The sequence below is a fragment of the Priestia sp. ST2 genome, assembly GCF_055810735.1.
Genome location: NZ_JBVVNT010000002.1, coordinates 820935 through 841959 on the forward strand (window position 1 = coordinate 820935; position 21025 = coordinate 841959).

General features: G+C 37.5%; 19 protein-coding genes. 4 read left to right on the forward strand and 15 right to left on the reverse strand.

The features are described from left to right. The first annotated feature begins 90 nt into the window (after positions 1 to 90). Together AC0KUU_RS10660 and AC0KUU_RS10665 are read left to right on the forward strand one after the other, a co-directional pair. A complete protein-coding gene (locus AC0KUU_RS10660) occupies positions 91 to 633 on the forward strand; it encodes a hypothetical protein (protein ID WP_322551975.1) in 543 nt (180 codons plus the stop codon). Positions 634 to 843: 210 nt separating this feature from the next. After that, positions 844 to 1545 carry a hypothetical protein gene (locus AC0KUU_RS10665; protein ID WP_322551974.1) on the forward strand — a complete coding sequence of 234 codons (702 nt, stop codon included), beginning with the start codon at positions 844 to 846 and terminating at the stop codon, positions 1543 to 1545. Between the two features lie 144 nt (positions 1546 to 1689). Here the strand turns inward: AC0KUU_RS10665 and AC0KUU_RS10670 are convergent, their stop codons facing one another. Together AC0KUU_RS10670 and AC0KUU_RS10675 are read right to left on the reverse strand one after the other, a co-directional pair. Next, a complete protein-coding gene (locus AC0KUU_RS10670; RefSeq protein WP_043981974.1) occupies positions 1690 to 2466 on the reverse strand; it encodes a YibE/F family protein in 777 nt (258 codons plus the stop codon). Beyond that, positions 2463 to 3455, reverse strand: a complete 993-nt coding sequence (locus AC0KUU_RS10675) for a YibE/F family protein (protein ID WP_322551973.1) — start codon at positions 3453 to 3455, stop codon at positions 2463 to 2465. Before AC0KUU_RS10675 ends, AC0KUU_RS10670 begins: the two co-directional genes overlap by 4 nt. Positions 3456 to 4006: 551 nt before the next feature. Between AC0KUU_RS10675 and AC0KUU_RS10680 the strand changes: the two genes are divergently transcribed. Beyond that, a complete protein-coding gene (locus tag AC0KUU_RS10680) occupies positions 4007 to 4573 on the forward strand; it encodes a peptidoglycan-binding domain-containing protein (RefSeq protein ID WP_043981970.1) in 567 nt (188 codons plus the stop codon). A 223-nt stretch (positions 4574 to 4796) separates the two neighbouring features. Here AC0KUU_RS10680 and AC0KUU_RS10685 read toward each other — a convergent pair whose 3' ends face one another. From AC0KUU_RS10685 to AC0KUU_RS10700, 4 genes are all read right to left on the reverse strand, one after another. After that, positions 4797 to 5117, reverse strand: coding sequence for a 2Fe-2S iron-sulfur cluster-binding protein (locus AC0KUU_RS10685; RefSeq protein WP_013082802.1), 321 nt, complete (start codon positions 5115 to 5117; stop codon positions 4797 to 4799). Between the two features lie 74 nt (positions 5118 to 5191). Then, on the reverse strand, positions 5192 to 5371 hold the full coding sequence (locus tag AC0KUU_RS10690; RefSeq protein WP_013082801.1) for a hypothetical protein: 180 nt from the start codon (positions 5369 to 5371) through the stop codon (positions 5192 to 5194). A gap of 292 nt (positions 5372 to 5663) precedes the next feature. Next, complete coding sequence (locus tag AC0KUU_RS10695) at positions 5664 to 6971, reverse strand: MFS transporter (protein ID WP_162214078.1); 1308 nt, start codon at positions 6969 to 6971, stop codon at positions 5664 to 5666. A 329-nt stretch (positions 6972 to 7300) separates the two neighbouring features. Beyond that, complete coding sequence (locus AC0KUU_RS10700; RefSeq protein ID WP_016763789.1) at positions 7301 to 7858, reverse strand: YdhK family protein; 558 nt, start codon at positions 7856 to 7858, stop codon at positions 7301 to 7303. Between the two features lie 228 nt (positions 7859 to 8086). On the opposite strand from AC0KUU_RS10700, the gene AC0KUU_RS10705 reads away from it, so the two are divergent. After that, positions 8087 to 8515 carry a hypothetical protein gene (locus AC0KUU_RS10705; RefSeq protein WP_097823663.1) on the forward strand — a complete coding sequence of 143 codons (429 nt, stop codon included), beginning with the start codon at positions 8087 to 8089 and terminating at the stop codon, positions 8513 to 8515. A 138-nt stretch (positions 8516 to 8653) separates the two neighbouring features. Here the strand turns inward: AC0KUU_RS10705 and AC0KUU_RS10710 are convergent, their stop codons facing one another. The 9 genes from AC0KUU_RS10710 to AC0KUU_RS10750 form a co-directional block, all read right to left on the reverse strand. Then, positions 8654 to 11071, reverse strand: a complete 2418-nt coding sequence (locus AC0KUU_RS10710; RefSeq protein ID WP_322551972.1) for a heavy metal translocating P-type ATPase — start codon at positions 11069 to 11071, stop codon at positions 8654 to 8656. 85 nt (positions 11072 to 11156) lie between these two features. Next, positions 11157 to 11363, reverse strand: a complete 207-nt coding sequence (gene copZ / locus AC0KUU_RS10715; RefSeq protein ID WP_013082796.1) for a copper chaperone CopZ — start codon at positions 11361 to 11363, stop codon at positions 11157 to 11159. Positions 11364 to 11377: 14 nt separating this feature from the next. Continuing rightward, the gene (locus AC0KUU_RS10720) at positions 11378 to 11710 is read right to left on the reverse strand and encodes a metal-sensitive transcriptional regulator (protein WP_013056612.1); all 333 of its coding nucleotides are present in this window, start codon (positions 11708 to 11710) and stop codon (positions 11378 to 11380) included. A gap of 113 nt (positions 11711 to 11823) precedes the next feature. Continuing rightward, positions 11824 to 12504, reverse strand: a complete 681-nt coding sequence (locus AC0KUU_RS10725) for a response regulator transcription factor (RefSeq protein WP_043981962.1) — start codon at positions 12502 to 12504, stop codon at positions 11824 to 11826. Between the two features lies 1 nt (position 12505). Then, positions 12506 to 13882 carry a sensor histidine kinase gene (locus tag AC0KUU_RS10730; protein WP_043981961.1) on the reverse strand — a complete coding sequence of 459 codons (1377 nt, stop codon included), beginning with the start codon at positions 13880 to 13882 and terminating at the stop codon, positions 12506 to 12508. A gap of 371 nt (positions 13883 to 14253) precedes the next feature. Next, positions 14254 to 17607 carry a trifunctional glycoside hydrolase family 18/polysaccharide deacetylase/glycosyltransferase family 2 protein gene (locus AC0KUU_RS10735; protein WP_322551971.1) on the reverse strand — a complete coding sequence of 1118 codons (3354 nt, stop codon included), beginning with the start codon at positions 17605 to 17607 and terminating at the stop codon, positions 14254 to 14256. A 526-nt stretch (positions 17608 to 18133) separates the two neighbouring features. Continuing rightward, entirely contained in the window at positions 18134 to 18553 is a 420-nt protein-coding gene (locus AC0KUU_RS10740; protein ID WP_251443141.1) for a universal stress protein, read from the reverse strand. Between the two features lie 228 nt (positions 18554 to 18781). Beyond that, on the reverse strand, positions 18782 to 18979 hold the full coding sequence (locus AC0KUU_RS10745; RefSeq protein WP_013056608.1) for an IDEAL domain-containing protein: 198 nt from the start codon (positions 18977 to 18979) through the stop codon (positions 18782 to 18784). 350 nt (positions 18980 to 19329) lie between these two features. Beyond that, a complete protein-coding gene (locus AC0KUU_RS10750) occupies positions 19330 to 20826 on the reverse strand; it encodes a CoA transferase (protein ID WP_322551970.1) in 1497 nt (498 codons plus the stop codon). Positions 20827 to 21025 lie beyond the last annotated feature (199 nt).

A 21025-nucleotide genomic window follows, 5' to 3' on the forward strand; every position in this document is an offset into this window, starting at 1 on the left:
CGTAAAAATGCTCCTAATGTCCTTGGACAAACATACATACTTATTTTGTCGATCCGCATAAAATATAGAGAAAAATAAGAAAAGATGATTATGATAAAAAAACATTATTCCTATTATAACCCTCAAGATGGTAAATATTATGTAGACAAGCCTTACTCTCTTAGAGACAATAAAGTATCGCCCTCTGCTTCCCCTAAAATTCCTTTGAAAAATACAGCCGACAGAGCTTTTAAAATCCCTGTATTCCTCAGCCACCCTTCTATGCTTAATACTACTCAAACAAGATTTCTTAATCGTTTAATTGATGAAATTGAACGTGCTCTTCTTTTCCCTCGTACACTGCCTGATACAGAGCAATATCCTAATAAAACAATAACAAGCGTTCGCCGAATGATACTCTCTAGCTATGGGTTGATCGCGGTGAATATGCAGCAAGTCTTTGCCAATTATACCATGACGAATATTCCCGGCGGTACACCTCCGCCACCATCATGGGAAGGTGCTCCGTTTTTACAAATAGAGCCAAGCATGGGTTACCAACGAGGCCTGCCTTTACTTCTTATCAAAGAATCAGGTGTCAATAGTATAGGCGTTTGGAATCCATCAGTAGTTCCTTTCTTTATTATTGAATGAGATTCTACAAAACCGCTTGATGAGTTTTTTAACCGTGTTGAATGGAGAGAAATATTTCAAAACTGGGTGGCTCAAGTACGAAATGGCTACTTTATTCAAACACAGCCTTCCTATCGATACGGGCCGGATGATCTATAGAAAGAGTTTCAACCGAAGAGCACTTTCGAAAGCTGTTTCTATAAAACAAGTTGGAATGCGAGGTGAATATAATTGACTTTAATTAATAGTGGGACATGCGTAGGAGTTCTATATCGAGCTAATGCCGGTGCCTCTTGCAGAAACGGGTACTGTGTTCATAATGGAAGATTAGTAGGCGGCGTCATAAGCTCAAATGCTGGTACCTTAACGGTTACAAGAAGCATCGATAACACAAAGTTACAGACTTATAATGGTATTCTTCTTAGCCACCGAGCCGTAAACCGAACGACAGGCCAAGTCACGCAGCAGTATTTGTATTTTAGAAAAAATCAGTTAGAAAAAGTAGAAGTTACGCCTTATACACAATATAGTGACCCTAGCTGTCAAAGAGAGAATCATTATAATATCCCTGATATTATCTATCCTGGTGAATGTGTAGGAATCAGATATCGGATAGGAGATGAATGGCATATAGGAAATGGGCGATATCTATATTGGACAGGCCAAGTGAATCACTGTATATTTGATGAACGTTCGCAAAGTACAAATAGACAATTTTTACGGCAGATTTGGTACGCACATTGGGTACTCGATCCAAAAAATGAACGAAATATTATACACCAAAAAACCTCCAGAGGACCTGGATCTCCAAGAGGTGAGCGTAGAATTTATGTGTTTAAAAATCTGCTTCCAGCAAACGGTGAGACCGTCCTTGTAAAAGCTGCTTCTCCTGTAAATTCTGCTTCCTGGCCTTTTCTTATTATCTATCAGTAAGAAAAATAGAGAATAATCCTTCGTTCAACTATAACTTCCAGCCTACATTAAGTTTCTTTTCAACATTCCACCAATAATGTGAATGCCCATCCAAATATTACTGACTACCAGTTGGATGGGCATTTTCTTAAATTTTTTCTTTTTTTATTTGTACATATGGTTCGCTTTTTCTCTTTTTTGTAAAAAAATAGAGGCACTAATCCACGAAGTAATTGGAATAATAATGGCTACACCAATGCCTCCGCTTAAGATAGAAATGACTTCTGCACAAAAGGTTTTTGAATTGATAATATCTCCAAACGAATACGACAATCTCTTAAACCATATAATTAAAGTCAAATATCCCCCTACAAATGCAAAATACAGTGTATTGGTTGTAGTGCCTAAAATATCTCTTCCAATTTTCAGTCCTGAATTGAAGAGATTTTTTTTAGTTACGGACGGGTCATGAACAAATAATTCATTCATAGAAGATGAAATAGATAGCGAAATATCAATGATCGCTCCTATGGCTCCCATAATAATTGTACAAATGGCTATTTTAGCAAAGTCAATTCCAACGTAAAGTGAAAAAGCGTTAATTTCTTCTTCTTGTTCTTCTCCAAACCCTTGAATCATGGCATGATGTTCAATGATAAAAATAAAGAGTACTAAAACGGCTAAGGTAATAATCGTTGAAACAAACGCAGCAAGCGTTTTATGATTGAATTTATTAATATAAAATAAATTAATACAGCTAATGATTGTACAAGCGATCAACGTAACAATAATCGTATTTTTTATAGACAGCATAAAGAGAATGGTTAGAAAAATAACGCCAAAATTCAAGAACAAAGCAAGGAAAGATCTAATTCCTTTTTTTCCGCCCACCATACTCATCAGAATAAATAAAATAAGAGCAAGCAACAGTAAAACGTTCACTTTCTGTTCCCCTTCCTAAAAATAAAAAGAATCGAAAGATAGAGTGTAATTGGAATCGTTAGCACAATGCCAATGCTGCCAGTAAGAGCACGGATTAACTCTAACGAGAAATTCATTGAAAACGTGTATCCTAAAGGAGAACCGTTTTTTAAATAAAGAAGGACCATTGGAATTGTTCCACTTATATATGAAAAAAATAAAATATTCGTCATGGCTCCCATAATGTCTCCGCCAATTTCCTTGCCCGATTTCAGTAAGTCTTTGTGCGCTATCTCTTTATTCTTTTCATATAGTTCATAAACAGAAGAAGTAATGGTAATAGCTACATCCATCACAGCTCCTAATGATCCTATCAGTACCTCACTCATAAATATTTTTTGAGGAGGAATCGTCACAAACTCCATTCCTTCATAATGAAGACCGTTCGAATCTGTTAGCTGCATGACGATGTACGCAATTAATAGAGAAACAAACGTACCTATTAAAGTTGAAATAATTGCTACATGCGTTTTTTCTTGATTACCGCTTACTAATAATAAAGAAATAACTGTAAAAAGAACGACCGCAACAATACATACAGCTAGCAAGCTCACATTCCCTAGTGCTAAATATACATTGAGAACCCCGATTAAAAGTACAATATTAATAAATAAGCTAATGATTGAATAAAAACCTTGTTTTTTTCCAATCGCCAGCAAAATTAATATAAATAAACCCGCGACAGCGGTAACCTGCGTGTCCCGCTTCACTCCTTCAATCGTGCCACTTAAAGCATGCTGTGAATTCTTTTCTAAGGAGACAAAAAGATCTGTTCCGACAGTGTACTTTTGATCATAAGCACCTGAGTATGAGTACGTATTCTCTAAATGAATAAGCTTCCCTTTGTATTTTCCGTTCATGATTTTAGCAACAATTTTTTGAGAATATACGGTATCTTTGTTGTGATTTAAATCAGTAGATTTATTTTGTTCTACAACATTCGTCTTCACTACCTCCGCTATCGGTTTTTTATAAAGCGAATAATTGTGGTTTGTTACTATTAGCGCTATACACAAACAGCAAATTCCTAGTATATAGAGAAAGATTTGTTTACGCGATAATTTATTAAACTTTTGCTTCGAAAAAAGATTCCTTATATGCTGGGAATACAGAGGTGACATCACATAATTCCTTTCTAGTTATTATTTGAACGCAGAGCTCTTGAACATGAAGAGACTGCAAAGAGATCTAAGACACTTTGCAGTCTCTTCATTCGTTTATTTATTATGGGTGCTATACAGCAAAACACACTATGATCATGCAAGACACTCCACCTGCTATTTTTCATTCCGTACTGTATCAGAGAAAAGTGAAATTATAGTGAAAACATAGAACGATTTATCTACTTCACTAGTTTTTTATGACTATCTTATATAATCATAGGAATATAAAAACAAATAGAAAACTGTCTGCGCTATAATAAATTGACTTTATAGCTACTGATTAGTTATAAAACTCATGAAAAGCGACAAATAGTTGCTAAAAACAAGGAGGTTATTTCATGTTAACGAAAAAAACACTTGTCATGCTTTCTACTCTCACCCTTGTAACAACATGCGTAGCATTCAGCACTCCAACTACTGAAGCAGCTGCTAAAGATACCTACTCACAAAAAATTGAAACTAAAGCAGAAACAAGGCCTACGCTTCGTAAAGGTTCTCACTCTAGCTACGTAAAGGACTTACAGCAAAGCTTAAAAGATGTGAAGTATAACACATCAGTTGATGGAATTTTCGGTACGCAAACACAAAATGCAGTAAAAGAATTTCAAACCGATCACAGCTTGTCTCCAGATGGTATTGTTGGCCCCTTAACATGGGCAGCTTTAGATGAGAACAAGGTAGAAAGAAAGCAATTTCCTGTCAGCACAGCTATTACATTCGGTAAAAAAGAACTCGGTGACAACATTGTCTTCAGTACAGACGACCGCTTACGGAAAGATAACAACGATAAAACTTACTACAGATTCGTAGCAAAAAACAAAGACTGGATGGATCAAGGCGGATCAGGTACCGTAGGGTGGTATCATATTTACAAAAATGGAGATGTGATTGAAGCATCCAATTAAACCTATTTACAAATAACGGTTCGAAAAAAGCCTTCATAATCACTCTTTTGAGTGATTTACTATTTCCCTTACAGAATGCTAAAATTTAAAGGAATCATTCCGTAGGTACTTTACTTTAACAAGAACAGCTTTTTCTCCCCGCAGCTGTTCTTGTTATTTTTTAATAAAAATGAAAAAAGCAGCATGCTGAACATTCCACACGCTGCTTTTTGCGATTCCAGGACTACTCTGCGGGTCGAGGTCCTGCTTCTCGTCCTGAGTTCTCTACCGTTAATATGGGCCGAACGGTGATATCTTCATTTACACGAATTTGACATGATAAGCGCAAGTGATCTTCAATTGAACTTTCTGAGTATGCATTTTTCTCTGCGTGTGTTAAATCACAATATTCACCTTCAAGCACTTCTACCCTGCAAGTCGTGCATTTAGCTTTCCCGCCGCATCGATGAAGAATATTTATACCGTTGTCTTCGAGTGCCAAGACAAGCTTTTTTCCTTTTGCCACTTCAAAACTTCCGTATCCTAAAACGGTTACTCTTGGCATGTATCTCCCTCTTTCCCTCTACTGTGTACAAGCGATTTGAATTACACTATATGCAGTTTCTTTTTATTGCATGCCTAAATCCAATTAAGAAGACCATCATTTTGTAATACGGCAACTAAAACGACAATCCCAAGTATAATAACAGGTATCAGTGCTTTTAAAATTTGATACTTAGATAATTCTATACGTTGAGGCTCCTTTAACAAATGACTTTGATTTAACTCAGTATTGTTTTCACTTTCTTTATGATTCATGTTCCTCTGCCTTTCTATTTTTTATAGTGCGGTTCATATCTACTTCTGCTGAAATCACAAAAATAGACACAGAATTTCTTCATAAAAACCATCTTAACCTTTTTAAGAACATGCTATACCAACAATGCTATTTTAAAACAAGCCCCTAGCACATGTTTCAAATAAACAAATTCATCTTGTTTCTCCTTTTAATAGCGTCAGATCAGAAGACTAGACTTTTCACATCACTAAGTGCATGAGCAAGGTCGTTATTTATAATCAAAAGTAAAACCCCATAGCGAGTCATGGGGTTTTACTTCGTACGTTGTTTTTTTGGAATTTTAATTTGTTTAATATCTCCCAACACATAAATATAAAAAATTAAGCCTAGCAACAATACAATTCCCGCTACAATAAAGCTTAGATTAAAAGAACCGGTTTTATCCAAAAGATATCCCGTTAAAGCTGTAGCTATAATTCCACCAAACAAATTATTAGCTAAATTAACAATAGAACTGAGAAGAGAAATGGAGCCTGCAGGCGCAATTTCAGCAGAAATTGACCAGCCGATTGGTGCCGTTGCAGATATACCTGCCAGTCCAATCGAGATACAAATCATCGCTACTACAACACTATTGGTGAAAATAGAACCTAAAAAAACAAACCCTAAGCATAATCCTACAACAATGATCGTGCGATATACTTTTTGACTGTTATATCCTTTTTTTATGAGGTAATCAACAAGCCAACCGCCAACTAAAATGCCAGCAAATGTAGCAATTAGCCAAGGGACTGCCGTAAGCAGACCCGATGACATGATATCCATACCGTATTTCTCTTTTAAAAAAGTTGGCAGCCACGTTAACAGTAAATTAAACGTATATCCATAGCCTGTAAACCCAATCATTAGCCCCCAAACTTTTCGATTCGTAAATAATACTTTTAAGGTATGTAAAAATTTTGATGTTTGTTCATCGTTCGCATTTAAATTATTTTCTTGAATATACTTCAGCTCATCATCTGATATGCGTCTATGCTTTTCTGGTTTTTCGTAATAAAACCAAAACAGCAGCGTAAACAGCACGTTTATAATTCCAATGGATAAAAATGCTGTGCGCCAATCAAATTTAGTGATGAGAAATGCTACAAGAGGCGCGCCAAGTACATTTGAAAATTTGGCTGCTGAATCAAACAAAGAATTTGGTAAGCTTCTTTCGTTTGGAGGAAACCATAGAGATGTAGCTTTTGACGCTGCTGGAAAAGCTGAAGCACTCATTATTCCTATTAAAAATCGAACGATATAGAGAAGAAGTTTTCCTTGCAAAAATGCCATCGACATCGTTAATAAACTCCAAATCACCATACCCACTCTTGTTACCCATGCTACTCCGAACCGATCAAGCAAGCTTCCGGCAGGTATTTGCATGATCGTATAAGAATACGTATAAATAGAAAAGACAATTCCGAGCTCTGTTCCCGTTAAGTGAAATGCATCTTGTATTGCAGGAGCGGCCACTGACACCGCTACACGATCAAAATAATTTAAAATAATCATACTGCTTAACAAAGATGAAATGAACCATCGTGTGCGTCCTGTTCGCTTTACTGTATGTTCACTCATAGCTAGCTCCTTTCATCAGTAGTTTGTTCGTTTTATTACCGTAGCATTCTACTTAATACCACAACTTCTTTTGAAAGAAACATACGTTTTCTTCATCCATCATGCAAGAAATCCCTCATGATAAAACATAAAACAAGAAGTAAACAAAAAGAGATTAAGTCATAACTAAATCAATCCAAACTACAGCTAGAAGCAACCACCTACATTCACCATAACAACGAAAAAATCCGAACGATGAATCGAGATTCTCAATCAAGAATCTCGATTCATCGTTCGGATCTTCCTTCACCTAAAATACTTTTGTACTAGCCTCTTTTTTCGCTAACAGTCTATTTGGCTGAAAGTTCACTTTCGGTTACCCACTTGTGATTTTTTACTTTCTCTCCGCCTGTAGTCGGTGCGTAGTCTACCATGTATACCGTTGTTTTTTCGGCTGAATCAATCGTTGCTTTTGCCCCTTTCATACCTTTCATATGATCTGCTTCAAGCGTTACTTCGCTACCTGGCTTTAACTGCTCGTTACCCGCACCTTTTATTTCTTCTTGAATAACCCACTTATGATTTTTTACTTTTTTCCCGCCAGTCTTTGGCGTATACGAAACGGTATAGGCCGTAGTGTCGTAAGCACCAGCAATCGTTGCTTCAGCCCCGTTCATGCCTTTCATATGATCTGCTTTTATAACGGCTTTATCTCCAACTTTATATGTTGGATTCTCTGCTTTTTTTAATCCTTTTGGAACCTCTCCTGAACTAGAGTGATTCATCTCTGAGTGATCGTGCATGGATTCGTTTTTGTCAGCTGAAGGCTTTTCATGACTAGAATCGTTTCCGCATCCGCTTAGTCCAATAATGACAGATGCCCCAAGAATAAATAGCTGTTTTTTCATAACAGTCCCTCTTTTCCACATAATAAACTTTAAAATAAAAATCATTTAATCATTAGAAACAACTTACCTTTGCCTACTCTTCTTCTTTTCTTTATTGTAGCCAGAATTTGTGCAGATTTTGTGAAGATGAAGGTAATTGGGCACGAATAATTCCTGTGCCTAAAAAAGGCCCTCGTATGAATCACTTACCATAAGGAAAAAACATAAAAATAAAAGGAGGAAAGAAACATGCTAAAAATACGCTTTGCTCTGTCCTCACTGTTACTTGCGTTTAGCTTGGTGATTGGAGCCCCTTTTGCTTCCGCACACTCCACTCTCTCATCTAGCGTACAAAAAATAGAAGTAACGTCCATTAAAATGAAAACGCTCAAAACATTTATCGATGAACAAGATATGAATGCATTCACTAACAGTATTAAAAAAGCGCAGCATATGAAACTTCTCTTAGATGAAGAATCTGCTGGGAGCATCGATTGCAAAATGACCATTACCTATGGAAATGGTTCTAGCCGTCATTATTTCATTTGGATTATGGATGATGGACGTGATGTGCTAATTGCTCAGCAAAAACACCCAGAAGACCTTCATCTTAAAGGGTATGAATTGAATCAAAAAAATTCCTTGCACCTAACAAAGCTGCTAAAGAATATTCTTTAGCAGCTTTGCTTTTAGATCACTTTCACCGAGAATGACTCGATGACTCTAATATTTTTTAGTTTATATTGCCCACATAGCATATACTGCTATGACTGCGAGCACGTACAAAATAGCTGAGACGATCCACTTTTTCATATCTTATAGCCTCACTCTCTGCAATCGCAGTGCATTTAATACAACCGATACAGAACTAAAGGCCATCGCAGCTCCAGCGACCCAAGGGGCTAACAGCCCAACTGCTGCAATTGGAATACCAAGCGTGTTGTAGCCCATTGCCCAGAATAAATTTTGTTTAATATTAGAAATCGTTTTTCTACTCATTTCAATCGCATCTGCAATGCTCATCAAGTCTCCTCGCATCAGCGTAATATCAGCGGCTTCCATCGCTACATCCGTTCCTGTTCCGATGGCCATTCCAATATCAGCTAACGCAAGTGCAGGAGCATCATTAATACCGTCTCCTACCATTGCGACTTTTTTACCTTGCTGCTGAAGCTTTTTTACTTCTTCTGCTTTGCCTTCTGGCAACACTTCTGCTATAACGTGCTCAATACCCGCTTGCATCGCAATAGCCTGAGCTGTTTGACGATTATCACCTGTAATCATCATCACTTCTAAACCCATTTCTTTTAACCTGGAAACTGCTTCTTTAGAAGTCACTTTAATGGTATCTGCAACAGCAAGCATGCCGGCATATTTTCCGTCAAGAGCAACGAGCATAACCGTTTTTCCTTCTCGTTCTAAATTTGTCATTTCTTCTAAGGCTGTATCAATATTCACTTTATGTTGGTTCATAAGCTTTCTTGTTCCCACTAACAGCTCTCGCTCTTGTACAGTTGCTTTCACTCCATACCCTGGAATAGCTTCAAAAGATAACGGATCTTGAATCTCTATACCTTTATTTTTTATACCTGCTACGAGTGCTTGAGCGAGAGGATGCTCCGACAAACGCTCAGCCGATGCAACTAACTGCAATAGCTCATTTTCTTCGTAGTCTTGTGCAATACGTACATCGGTTAACTCGGGAGTTCCATTTGTAACAGTTCCCGTTTTATCTAAAAGAATCGTATCGATTTTATGCGTTGCTTCTAAATGCTCCCCGCCTTTAAACAAAATACCAAATTCTGCTGCGCGGCCCGACCCCGCCATAATGGAAGTTGGAGTAGCTAAGCCTAACGCGCATGGACATGCAATCACTAGTACGGCAATGAGCTTTTCTAAAGCCGGTGCAAATTCGCCAGGCGCAATCCAAATATACCAAACAAAGAAAGTAAGAAGTGCAATTCCGACTACAATTGGCACGAATATACCTGAGATATAATCAGCTAATCGCTGAATAGGCGCTTTAGAACCCTGCGCTTCTTCTACTACTTTAATAATTTGTGCAAGCGCCGTCTCCCTGCCAACGTTTGTAGCTTTTATTTTTAGAAAACCATTTTTATTAAGTGTGGCCCCAATGACTTTATCTCCAATGTTTTTATCTACCGGTACGCTTTCACCTGTCAGCATGGACTCATCTAAGGCCGATTGCCCTTCAATAATCTCTCCGTCTACAGGCACTTTTTCACCAGGCTTAATAAAAATAACTTCGCCTTTTTGGACTTCTTCCACTGGAATTTCAACTTCCGCTCCGTCTCTTATGACAACGGCCGTTTTAGCCTGTAAGCCCATCATCTTTTTAATTGCCTCTGAAGAACGGCCTTTGGCGTTTGCTTCAAATAATTTCCCTAAAAGAATCAGCGTAATCAATATAGCGCTCGTTTCATAGTAAAGCTGATTCGTATGAGCAGATGACCCAAGTGATTTAAGAGAAAAGTATAGACTGTAGAAATAAGCTGCACTTGTGCCTAGTGCTACTAAAACATCCATGTTGGCACTTTTGTTACGCAGAGCTTTAAATGCGCCTACATAAAATTGCTTCCCTACCACGAATTGAACAGGCGTAGCTAAAGCAAGCTGAACCCATGGATTCATCAGCATATGAGGTAAAGGAATAAACGACGTAAACGTAAAATGGCTAACCATTGCCCATAATAACGGTACGCTTAAAATAAATGAAAACCAAAACTTTCCTTTTTGTTTACTCAGTTCTTTTTCTCTATAGCTTTGCTCTTCTTCTTTTTCTTCCGACTTTAGCTTTGCTCCGTATCCAAGCTTTTCAACTCGCTTCGTTATATCTTGCGGAGCTATTTGAGAAGGGCTGTATTCAACAGAAGCCGTTTCTAAAGCAAGGTTAACACTTGCCTTTGTCACGCCTTCTAATTTGTTCAACCCTTTTTCAATACGAGTCGAACAAGCGGCGCACGTCATGCCCGTAATAGCAAATTCGGCTTTTTCACTTACAACTCCGTACCCAAGCTTTTCAATTTTTTCTTCAAAGGCCTGTGGACTTGTTTTAGACGGATCAAATATGATAGTAGATCTTTCCAAAGCCACATTTACGTTTGCTTCTTTTACACCTTCTATTTTTTTTAATCCTTTTTCAATTCGGTTAGAACACGCTGCACATGTCATACCCGTAATTTGCAAGGTGGCTTCTTTTTGTTTGTCACTCATCACGTTTCGCCTCCTGTTATATACCTATTAGGGGTATATAATTTTCCTAAATCAAGCGTGCGAAGGTATTCGCACGCGATGCTGTTTATGCTACGTCATAACCTTGGTCATCAATAGCCTCTTTAATATCTTCGACCGTTACTTGACTTGGATCAAATGCAACTGTTACTTTTGCATCTTCTAAGCTTACTTCTACGCTTTTAACGCCATTAAGTTCGCCTACACCGCCTTCAACAGCTTTGACGCAATGACCGCAAGACATTCCTTGTACTGATAATGTTACGTTTTCCATTTCTAACATCTCCTTTATTTCATTAATCGTTTAATGGTTGTTAATAATTCATCTACTACTTCTTCATCACCATCTTGCACCCGTTCTACAATGCAATGCTTCAAGTGACCTTCAAGCAAAATTTTACTTACACTATTTAAAGCAGACTGCGCAGCTGCGATTTGAGTAATCACGTCGTCACAATACGTATCTTTTTCGATTAATCCTTTAATTCCTCGAATTTGTCCTTCAATTCGATTTAATCGGCTTGTTAGATTTTTTTTCACTTCTGGAGAATGGTGACTTTTTCTTTCACTATTTATCGTGCAACATTTTTCTTCACTGTTCATGTGATTCGCTTCGACCATCTAACATCCTCCCTTCATGACTTCATCATACTATACCCCCCTACCCTATGTAAAGGGAAAAGGTCGCTTACTTTATCTTTCCACCAATTTCGATAGCTATGCTCATATCATTTTCAACTAACATCAACCCACTTATAGCCTATTCCCCATACGGTTTGCAGGTATTCGTCTACAGGAAAACCCGCTTTTCTAAGCTTATCCCGAACATTTCGCACATGGGAGTCAATAGTCCGATCTCCAATCTCAGCCTCATATCCCCACACTAACACAAGCAAGTCGTCCCGGCTGAACACACGATTTAAATGCTGAAGAAGTAATCCCACTAATTCAAACTCTTTAGGGGTCACTTGAATGTACTGATTTTTATATTGTAATACGTGGCCTTCCTTGCTCCATACTAAGCCTTTATAGGTGATTTCATTCTTTTCTTTTAAAGAACGTCTAAGAACCGCGCCGATGCGTGCAACCAATTCTTCTTCGCTAAACGGTTTAGTAATATAGTCGTCTGCCCCTATATTTAATCCTTTTACTACATCTAACGTTTGGCTGCGGGCTGTGAGCATAATGACCGGTAGATCAGACATTTTTCTTACTTTTTGACAAATCTCCCACCCATCTTCGCTTGGCATCATAATATCTAATAACATCAAATCTGCTTTGTTACCTTCATAAAGATAGCGCAGCGCTTCTGTGCCTTTTTCAAATTTTATACATGTAAATCCGTTTGGCAGCAGATAAAGCTCTAGTAAATCCAGCATCCTTGCTTCATCATCTACTAATAAAATAGTGGCCATCCTATCCATCCTCTCTTAATGCAATCTCTACAGCCGTTCCTTTTCCCATCTCGCTTATGATTGTTATTTCTCCTCCATGAGCTTCTACAATCTCTTTTACAATTGATAAGCCTAATCCGTAGCCTCCGCTTTTTCTCGAGCGAGATTTTTCTACTCGATACAGCTTGTCAAATACGTAAGGCAGATCTTGTTCTGGAATGCCTATTCCTTGATCTTTAAGGGTTATTGTCAATGATTCAACTGATTTTTTTACAATTACCTCAATTTTAGTTCCTTCTTTTGAATATTTCATTGCGTTATCAAGTAAATTGATAATCACTTGCTGAAATCTTTCAGGATCTAGTGAAATGTAAAGACTTTGAGGGCAGCTTATGTCAAGCTCCATCTCTTTTTCTTTTAAAGCTAAATGAAAATGCGCGCATATGGTGTGCAAATACGTAGCCAGTTCTACTTTTTGTTTTTGAATAAAAAACGTATGCTGATCCAGCTGCGCCAGCTGAAACAAATCTTTGACTAACTGTGAAATTCTTTCCGCTTCTTCTTCCACAATAGCAAGATATTTATCACGTTCTTGCGGTGTATTAGCAGGCCTTCTCGCAACGTCTGCATATCCCTTTAAATACATCAAAGGAGTCTGAAGTTCATGTGAAATGCTGCTTAAAAATTCATTTCTCTCTTTTCGTAACCGCTGCAGTTCATTTGCTAGCGACTGAATGGACATTCCTAATTGTCCAAGTTCATCTCTTGAATGAGCACCAAGCTTTACAGACAAATCCCCTTGACTCAGCTTCTCTGTTGCTTTTTTCATCTTGATTAAAGGAGCGGTTATAAATTTAGACAGAGCAAAAATAGTCACAATCGAAAATAAAATGGAAACAGCTCCCGCTACGTAAAAATGATGCTGTAGTCTCGCAATCATTTCGTGAATATCATTTGTGTTTTTGAACATATAAACCGTTCCGAACTGCTGACGGCCTTTTTCAATAGGTGATGCTGTGGCGATATAAGGTTTGCTTTTCCAGTCGCCTTGCATAATTTCACCTTTGTATGTAAGAGACTTTCCTTTCCATTTTTCTACTGCTTTTCTTGCACCTTGAATTAAAGGCCTAGACGAACTGATAATTTTTCCTGTTTTATCTGTTATGACAACATCAGTTTCTGCTTCAGATTCCATCAGTGCAACATGGTTAAGCGTAGCCGAATCATGATGCTTCTCTAATACTTCCCGGTGACTGTTTCCTCTTAAACGCAAACTTTCTAATTCCTCCGAAATTCGTGTGTTGGCAAGACCGCTATATAAGTAAAAAAAGAGAGCCGCTTCAATTAGTAAAATGAACATTAAAAATAAGAGTCCGAGCTTAATAGAAATTCGATTCATTTATTCACATCCTTTGCTTTCATTATAAAAGTAATAATTGAAGAAACTGTGCAGAATACAAATACGCCACAAAATAATTATCTTTATACTATGAAAAGTTTTCTAAGAAGAAGCTTCCTCTGTTGATACAACTGTACTGAATTGGTCAAATAAGCGTTATTCTCTGACATTTTACCATAGGTAGAAGGAACGGATACGTACGTACGCAGAACAGCATTTTAATGAACAAAAGAGGGATGTGAATGATCCCTATGGATACGCGTAAAAATGAAGGTTCTTTGAACTATCATTATTAAGCGAACTCTTTACTGTTTTTCTAATAAAAAAGGTTAATCAGCAAAAGCTAATTAACCTCGTTAAATAGTGCAATTTCACCCAGTTCTCTCAGTTGAACTGTCTCGTGTTACCTGCAAGTTTCCGGAGCGTTTTAATTTGTTCCACCCTACTTTTGTTCCTTTTAATGCAGCTAAAACTGCCTTCCAAGCTACCCATAGTAATAAGTAGCGATACACAATTCTTTGTATCACTAGAGCAATCAATGGTTTACTGCTTATTCGCTCTAATCTAAAGGCCACTAAGCAAACAAGAAAATCAACAATAAAGTAGCACCCGTATAGAAGAGACGAATGTTTCAGATCTCCAGTACATAGCCTCAAAACAAATAAAAGGTCTAAAAATGGTGCAAATAAAGGAAAAATGAATTGAAACAGCAGCATATTAGGAAGAGCCATAAAACCTAATGCTTTATGCTTGCGCCCTCCAAAAGCTCTTTTGTGCTTCCATAAGCACTGTAAAGTCCCAAAGTTCCAGCGATGGCGCTGTTTGAGAAAATCTTTACGCTTTTCCGGTGCTTCTGTATATGCACTTGCTTTCTCTTCAATTGAAATTTTATAACCGCTGCGCAATATGCGCAGAGACATGTCTGTATCTTCAGCTAATGTATCGGCCGTAAAATACCCTAATTCTTGAACAAGTTTTTTTCGCCATGCTCCTATTGCGCCTGGAACAACCGTCACGCAATTAAGCATGGAAAAAGCACGTTTCTCTAAATTAAAACCTGAAACATATTCAATATGCTGCCATGTTGTTAATAAATTACGGACATTTCCCACTTTGATGTTCCCAGATACTGCTCCTACTTTTTCGTCGTTAAAGTGTCTTACCATAAGCGATATAGCTTCAGGTGAAATAATGGTATCGGCATCAATTGACACAATAATATCTCCTTGTGCTTTTTGGATACCCAAATTGACCGCCTCAGCCTTTCCTCCGTTTTTCTTTCGAAGAAGACGAAACTTGTCATTGTTTTTAAAAGCTTCAGTAACAGCCTTTGACGTCCCATCTGTTGAACCATCATCAACCATAATAATCTCAAGATTTTGATAGGAACTCTTCAACACCGATTTAATTGTCCTGTTTATGACATTCTCTTCGTTGTAGGCGGCGATGACTACGCTGACTAAAGGCTGATATGAAGCATCAAACTGCAGTTTATCCGCTTTTCTTTTATGTTTAAGAGCGAGATAAAATACAATAAGCAAACGCAGTGTAAATACAATTAATGTTCCATAAAACAAAACGAAAAAAACAGTATGCAGTGCAGCAATATTCGCTAGAATCAATTTGATGTTTTGAATAATCGGATTCTCTGCTTTTAAAACAGCTGGCATTGTACTTTCCCTGCTTTTGTTAGTCAAATTACCTGCTGTTACAAATGTATATCCTTGCGCCTGAAGCTTTTCAATGATTTGAGGCAGTGCTTCTACTGTTGCTTCTCGGTTTCCTCCTCCATCATGAAGTAAGATAATATCACCGTTCTCTGCTTGCTTTATCACACGGTTTACAATTTCTTTACTATTTTTGGCTTTCCAGTCACTCGAATCAATATCGTAGTTAACCGTTATATATCCCATGTTCGTCGTATCCGCCATTTTTTGAAATGAAGCTGGGTCATATACCGTTTCATCGTAACCATTATAAGTGCTTTGATTATCTCCATACGGAGGACGATATAAAATAGATGAATGACCAGTTATACCTTGAATGACTCGTTCTGTTGCATTTACTTCATACTTTAGCTGATTTTTAGAAATATTGATTGTATTTGGGTGTGAAAACGTATGATTTCCAATTTCATGACCATCTTCATATACTTGTTTAACAATATCTTGATGAAATACTGCATTTTCACCAATCATAAAGAAAGTAGCTTTTACATTGTGAGCTTTTAAAATTTTTAAAATTTTCTCTGTGTATTTAGGATCTGGCCCATCATCAAATGTCAAAACAATTTCTTTGTTAAATATTTTGCTTAACCGCTCAATCTCAGGAGCTTGCGGCATTGCTGTGTACTCTTCCCCTGAAATAAATCCTTTCGAATCAAATGCAAAACGTCTTTCTCCTGGAGAAGCCTCTGTTTTTGCATGAAGTATGCTTCCTTCTCCATAATTGTAAGCAATTTCTCCATTTTTAACAGTCTGAATCTCACTTACTTTATGTCCTTTTACTACATCCCACACAGACGGGTCTTCCGTTCCCAGTCTCCATAAAGCAACTCCTTTGGCACCGCTTGATGAAGCAGCTTTCCACTGGTTATAAAATGTCACGCTGTCCAAAAACCATAGCTCATGCGTACCCGTTCCGTCTTTATAATTTACATACGGCGTTTTGCTTTCATCATCCCACTCAACATTCAAGTGGGCTTTTTGAGCCATTCGCATGACGTCTTCAAATGATACAACCTCTCCTCCTTGCTTGCTTTTTTCATCCCAGTCATATCCATAGTTTCCAAGACTAACAATCATCTTATCTTTTAACGATTTTGATAAATTGTTTTGATACCAAGAAAATGAAGCAATAGGACCTGGGCTTTGAAAGTGCTCGTCGTACATCATTAAAATCATACGGTCATTGTACTGTTCTAAACCCCTATAATCGAATGCTTTATTAGCTGGAGGCACATCCATAGTTACCATTAAGCCATCTTCATGGAAGGCTGTATAAAGTTTCTTCATAAAATCTGTTAGTAACTCTCTGTCGCTGCTTTTGATATTTTCAAAATCTATATTTACTCCATCATATCCATTCTCTTTAATTTGATGATGTAAATTATGTATGAGTTTGGATTGTTCCTGAGGAGATTGCAGCAAGCGGTGAACCGTTTGCTCATCCCATTTTCCATTTGACTCGTTTGTGAGCAGCGGTAAAACCTTTGTATGATGCTTTTTAGCAAAATCTCCGATATCTTTTTGAACACTGCTTTTTAATTTCAAGTTCGAATTTAATGAAAACCATTGAGGTACAAGAACGTCAATTTGGTCAATATTATTTTTTAATGAACGTTCACTATTTTTATCCCAATTAACATAGAACGCATAAACATCATTTTTGTTCACAATCCGGTTTTCTAAAAACTTTTTATGAGACTTATCTTCTGAAAAAGAAGCGAGCTGGCCGCTATCATTATCGGACGGATAAATAGTCGAAAATTCATTCTTTTCTTCAGTCCCCCATGTTGGCAAGATCGGATTAAAGTGAAGGCTTAAGCCTGAAACGAAAGCTGAAAAAAGAGTAAAAATAATTACGAGTATAAATAGACTTATAATAATATGCCATCGTTTTAAAGAACTAGTCTCAAAAATGAATTTTTTCTTACTTTTGTCCGTGTGCGAACCAGCCGTCTTCTCACCTCGCCTGTTCTTTTTGTTGAATCGTGTTGTTTGCACATGCATACCTGCTTTCTATCCTTTTTAGCTATGATGTAAAGGAAAAAACGTTTCTACCTCTGTTTTTGTATCCTCTACGTATTTTTATAACTTTCTCTACACTTTTTAGTTTGCTAGTAGAAAAAAGAGTGGAGATCGCGTTGTTTTTGTAAAAAGTCATATACTCAAAAGAGCGAAAACTTTTATACCCCTGTGCGTCTAACACTATAAGTTTTTCTGCAAACAAAAGGATAACAGAAGTAAATCAAGCGGTATATATGCTAATTTATCGAATTTAGAGATAACTTATGGAAGTGTAAGGCTTTACAGCTATATCTTTTTCTAGTTCTTATCTCGTCTTATTAGTTATTTAGACATGTATTTTTTTCATTTTCTTAAAGCTTCTAATAAAAGTAGTATATTGCGTAGAGAACTCCTGCGTTTTTACCGTATTAAAAATTCCCAACCAGCTAAAGCACTAGACGATTTAAAGGTGACACAAATTAACTCATAATAAAAAGCATGTTCTCCAGGGAGAACATGCTTTTTATTTAACAATGATAACAGGACATTCTGCAGATTGAGCAACTTCGTGACTTACACTTCCTAAAAATGTCTCTTTAACAAAGCCCTTTCCTTGACTTCCTATTACAATGACGTCTTGTTGATTGTCATGTGCGTATTCGATAATTTTCTTTGAAGCGGTGCCCTCTAAACCGTATGCCTCATATGGAATACCTGATTGAGTTAAATGATTATGAGCTTCAGATAAAATATCGCGGTTTTCTTCTTCTATCAGTGCGTCTAAGTCAACGCTAAAAACAGGCTGCTGCAAGTGAATTCTTTCCTTAATATGTACAATTGTCAGCTTATTAGCATTTACGCTTTTAGCTAGTTTACTTGCATGTTGAATAGCACGAATAGAAGGTGCCGAACCGTCAAAGGCGACTAAGATTTTGTTATACATATAAAGAAAACCCTCTCTCTTTTTGTTCTTTCGTGATGCGATGCCATCTAGATGCTGTAGATGATAAAGCAAAAAATAATAAAGTAAGAGACTTCTTGATTTTTGCTTTATCACCCATACTATACTTTTACCGCTTTCAGAAAAAACAAAACATTTATCCGTTTTTTTCCATATAAAAAGCCTTTGCTCACTAGAAGCAAAGGCTGATCGTTTATGTTAGTAGGTTATTTAACAAACTTCTTTTAACTCTTCAGTTAAACGTAAAAAAGTTTCTTTATCTCTTTTTTCTAAAGACTGATCAATTTGCAGTAAAAGCTGTGCTTTTTTAAAGTCACGAAGAGATTTGTTTAGCACTAGTTGAGCTGCTGTCGCGTCTGATACTTTTACTTCTTCTTGTGTCATTTTGCGGGACGTATAGTTTTCCATTACAAGTCAACTCCTCATCCTTTTGGCTATTATATAAGAAATCATATAATTATTCAAATATTTTTTCTTATTTTTCATTTTAAATGTGCTTCTCATAATGAGGTTTGGACATAACTAAATCATTTTAATCCAAAGGCGAGCGAATTGAATTGATTTCCGTGCAGGGCTTTGCTTTCCGCGGGCATCTTCGCCTTGCCCTCCAATCAACAGCTAGAAGCAACAGAAGATACAAAATCCACGTTCACCATCACCATGAAAAAACCCGAACGAGTTAGATCCTTTATCAAGAATCTCGATTCATCGTTCGGATTTCCCTTCAACTAAAATACTTTTGTCTCAGCCTCTTGATATCACAACCACTCTGGACATGAAGAACCTCGAGGAACCAGAACCGTCTTATATTCCCCTGGAGTTTCGGACATTTCGATTTGTTCTGTAAGCCCTTGGTACAATCCTAAAGGTGTTTGGGCTGTAAAGAGATCCGGTGCAATGTACTCGTGCTTTTCTGATGAACCAGCTGTTTGATGAACGTACGCTTTGTCATAGATGCCCATTGATAAAATCCATAAAGATACGCGATCCAATGATACACGCACGCGGTAGCTGCCTCCTTCTTTTGCTCTTCTTTCCAGTGCCATTAAAGCACCGACTTCAAGCAGCCAAGAAACCGCATAATCATTGACAACTACAATAGGAGGCAGCTTAGGATTTTCTGGCGATCCTTCTAACGCCATGACTCCCGTTACGCTTCCCGCTGTTTGGTCAAATCCATTTCTTTTTGCCCACTCTCCTTGCGTTCCATGCAGGTTAACGGTGCAGTGGACGATTCCTGGTTTTAGTTCTGCACACTCTTCAGCGGTTAGACCGTATCTCTCTAGGAATCCGTATCGACGGTTTGCAAAAAAGATATCTGCTCCTTGTAGAAGTTCAACCATTTTTTCTTTTCCTTCTTTTTCACCAATATCCAGCGTTGAAGAGCGCATACCGACATTAGACGTAGCGTAAATCGTATCATGCTCCCAGTCCGTTGGCTTCCAAATATTTAACACGTCCGCACCGTGTAAAGCGAGCGCTCTACCAAATCCTGCTCCTGCAATAACATGACCAAGGCCTAATGCTCGAACACCATCTAGCGGCGTTTTAGGATTCTTTGAAAAAGGAATCGGCTCACTTTCTCCAATCTTTTCAATTTCAATTAAAGGAAGCTGCGCTATTTCTTCATACACGGACTCATTCATAAACTCTTCAATTGTCCGCACAACAGGCATGATAACTCCTCGCTCCGCTGCAGCTTTCTCTAATTCTTCTGCATTCCAACCGCGAATTGCTTTTGCCACTGCATCAGGGTCTTCTATACAATTTAACAACTTTAGCGTTTCATGCTTAGAGCGTGGATATGGATTCAGCGGCATCACCCATTTGTCATCTTTTGTTTGATAAAAGCGAAAGCCTAATGGGTTATATGGATCATTTGCTTTACTTGGTGCGTACCCATTAAGCTTTTCCCATTTTTTATCGTAAAAAGGTGATAATCTTCGGATCGCTTTTCGTAAATCCATATGAATATCTTGACCTTTTCCTCCGCGTATTCTCCAAATTTTTGAGACTGCTACTGATTTAGCAACTAGTGCAATGGCTGCTGCTGAGGCAAGGCGCAGCGTACTAGGAACAATCGGATCTTCTCCGTAAAACGTAATGTTTCCTCCGCTGTCTTTTGCTGATAAGCCGACTCCTTGAAGCACATTTTCCAGCTCTTGATAGATATCAAAATCACTATTATCTGTTAAACGATTTTCATTTGCTTTCACAATAGATTTTGTTAACTGATCTTTCCTAATGTTGCTCACATATAGCCCCTTCTTTCCTAATATAATTACCTCATTATGTCCCTGCTTGCTGAAGTTATGCCCTCGTCGAGTTAAATTAAAACACTCCAAATATAACCTTTACGTTAACGTTAATATTATCTTAAAACGAATGTATCATATATCACTTATGCGAACAAATAATTTGTTTCATAGACAAACAAAAGCGCTTTATGTTTTT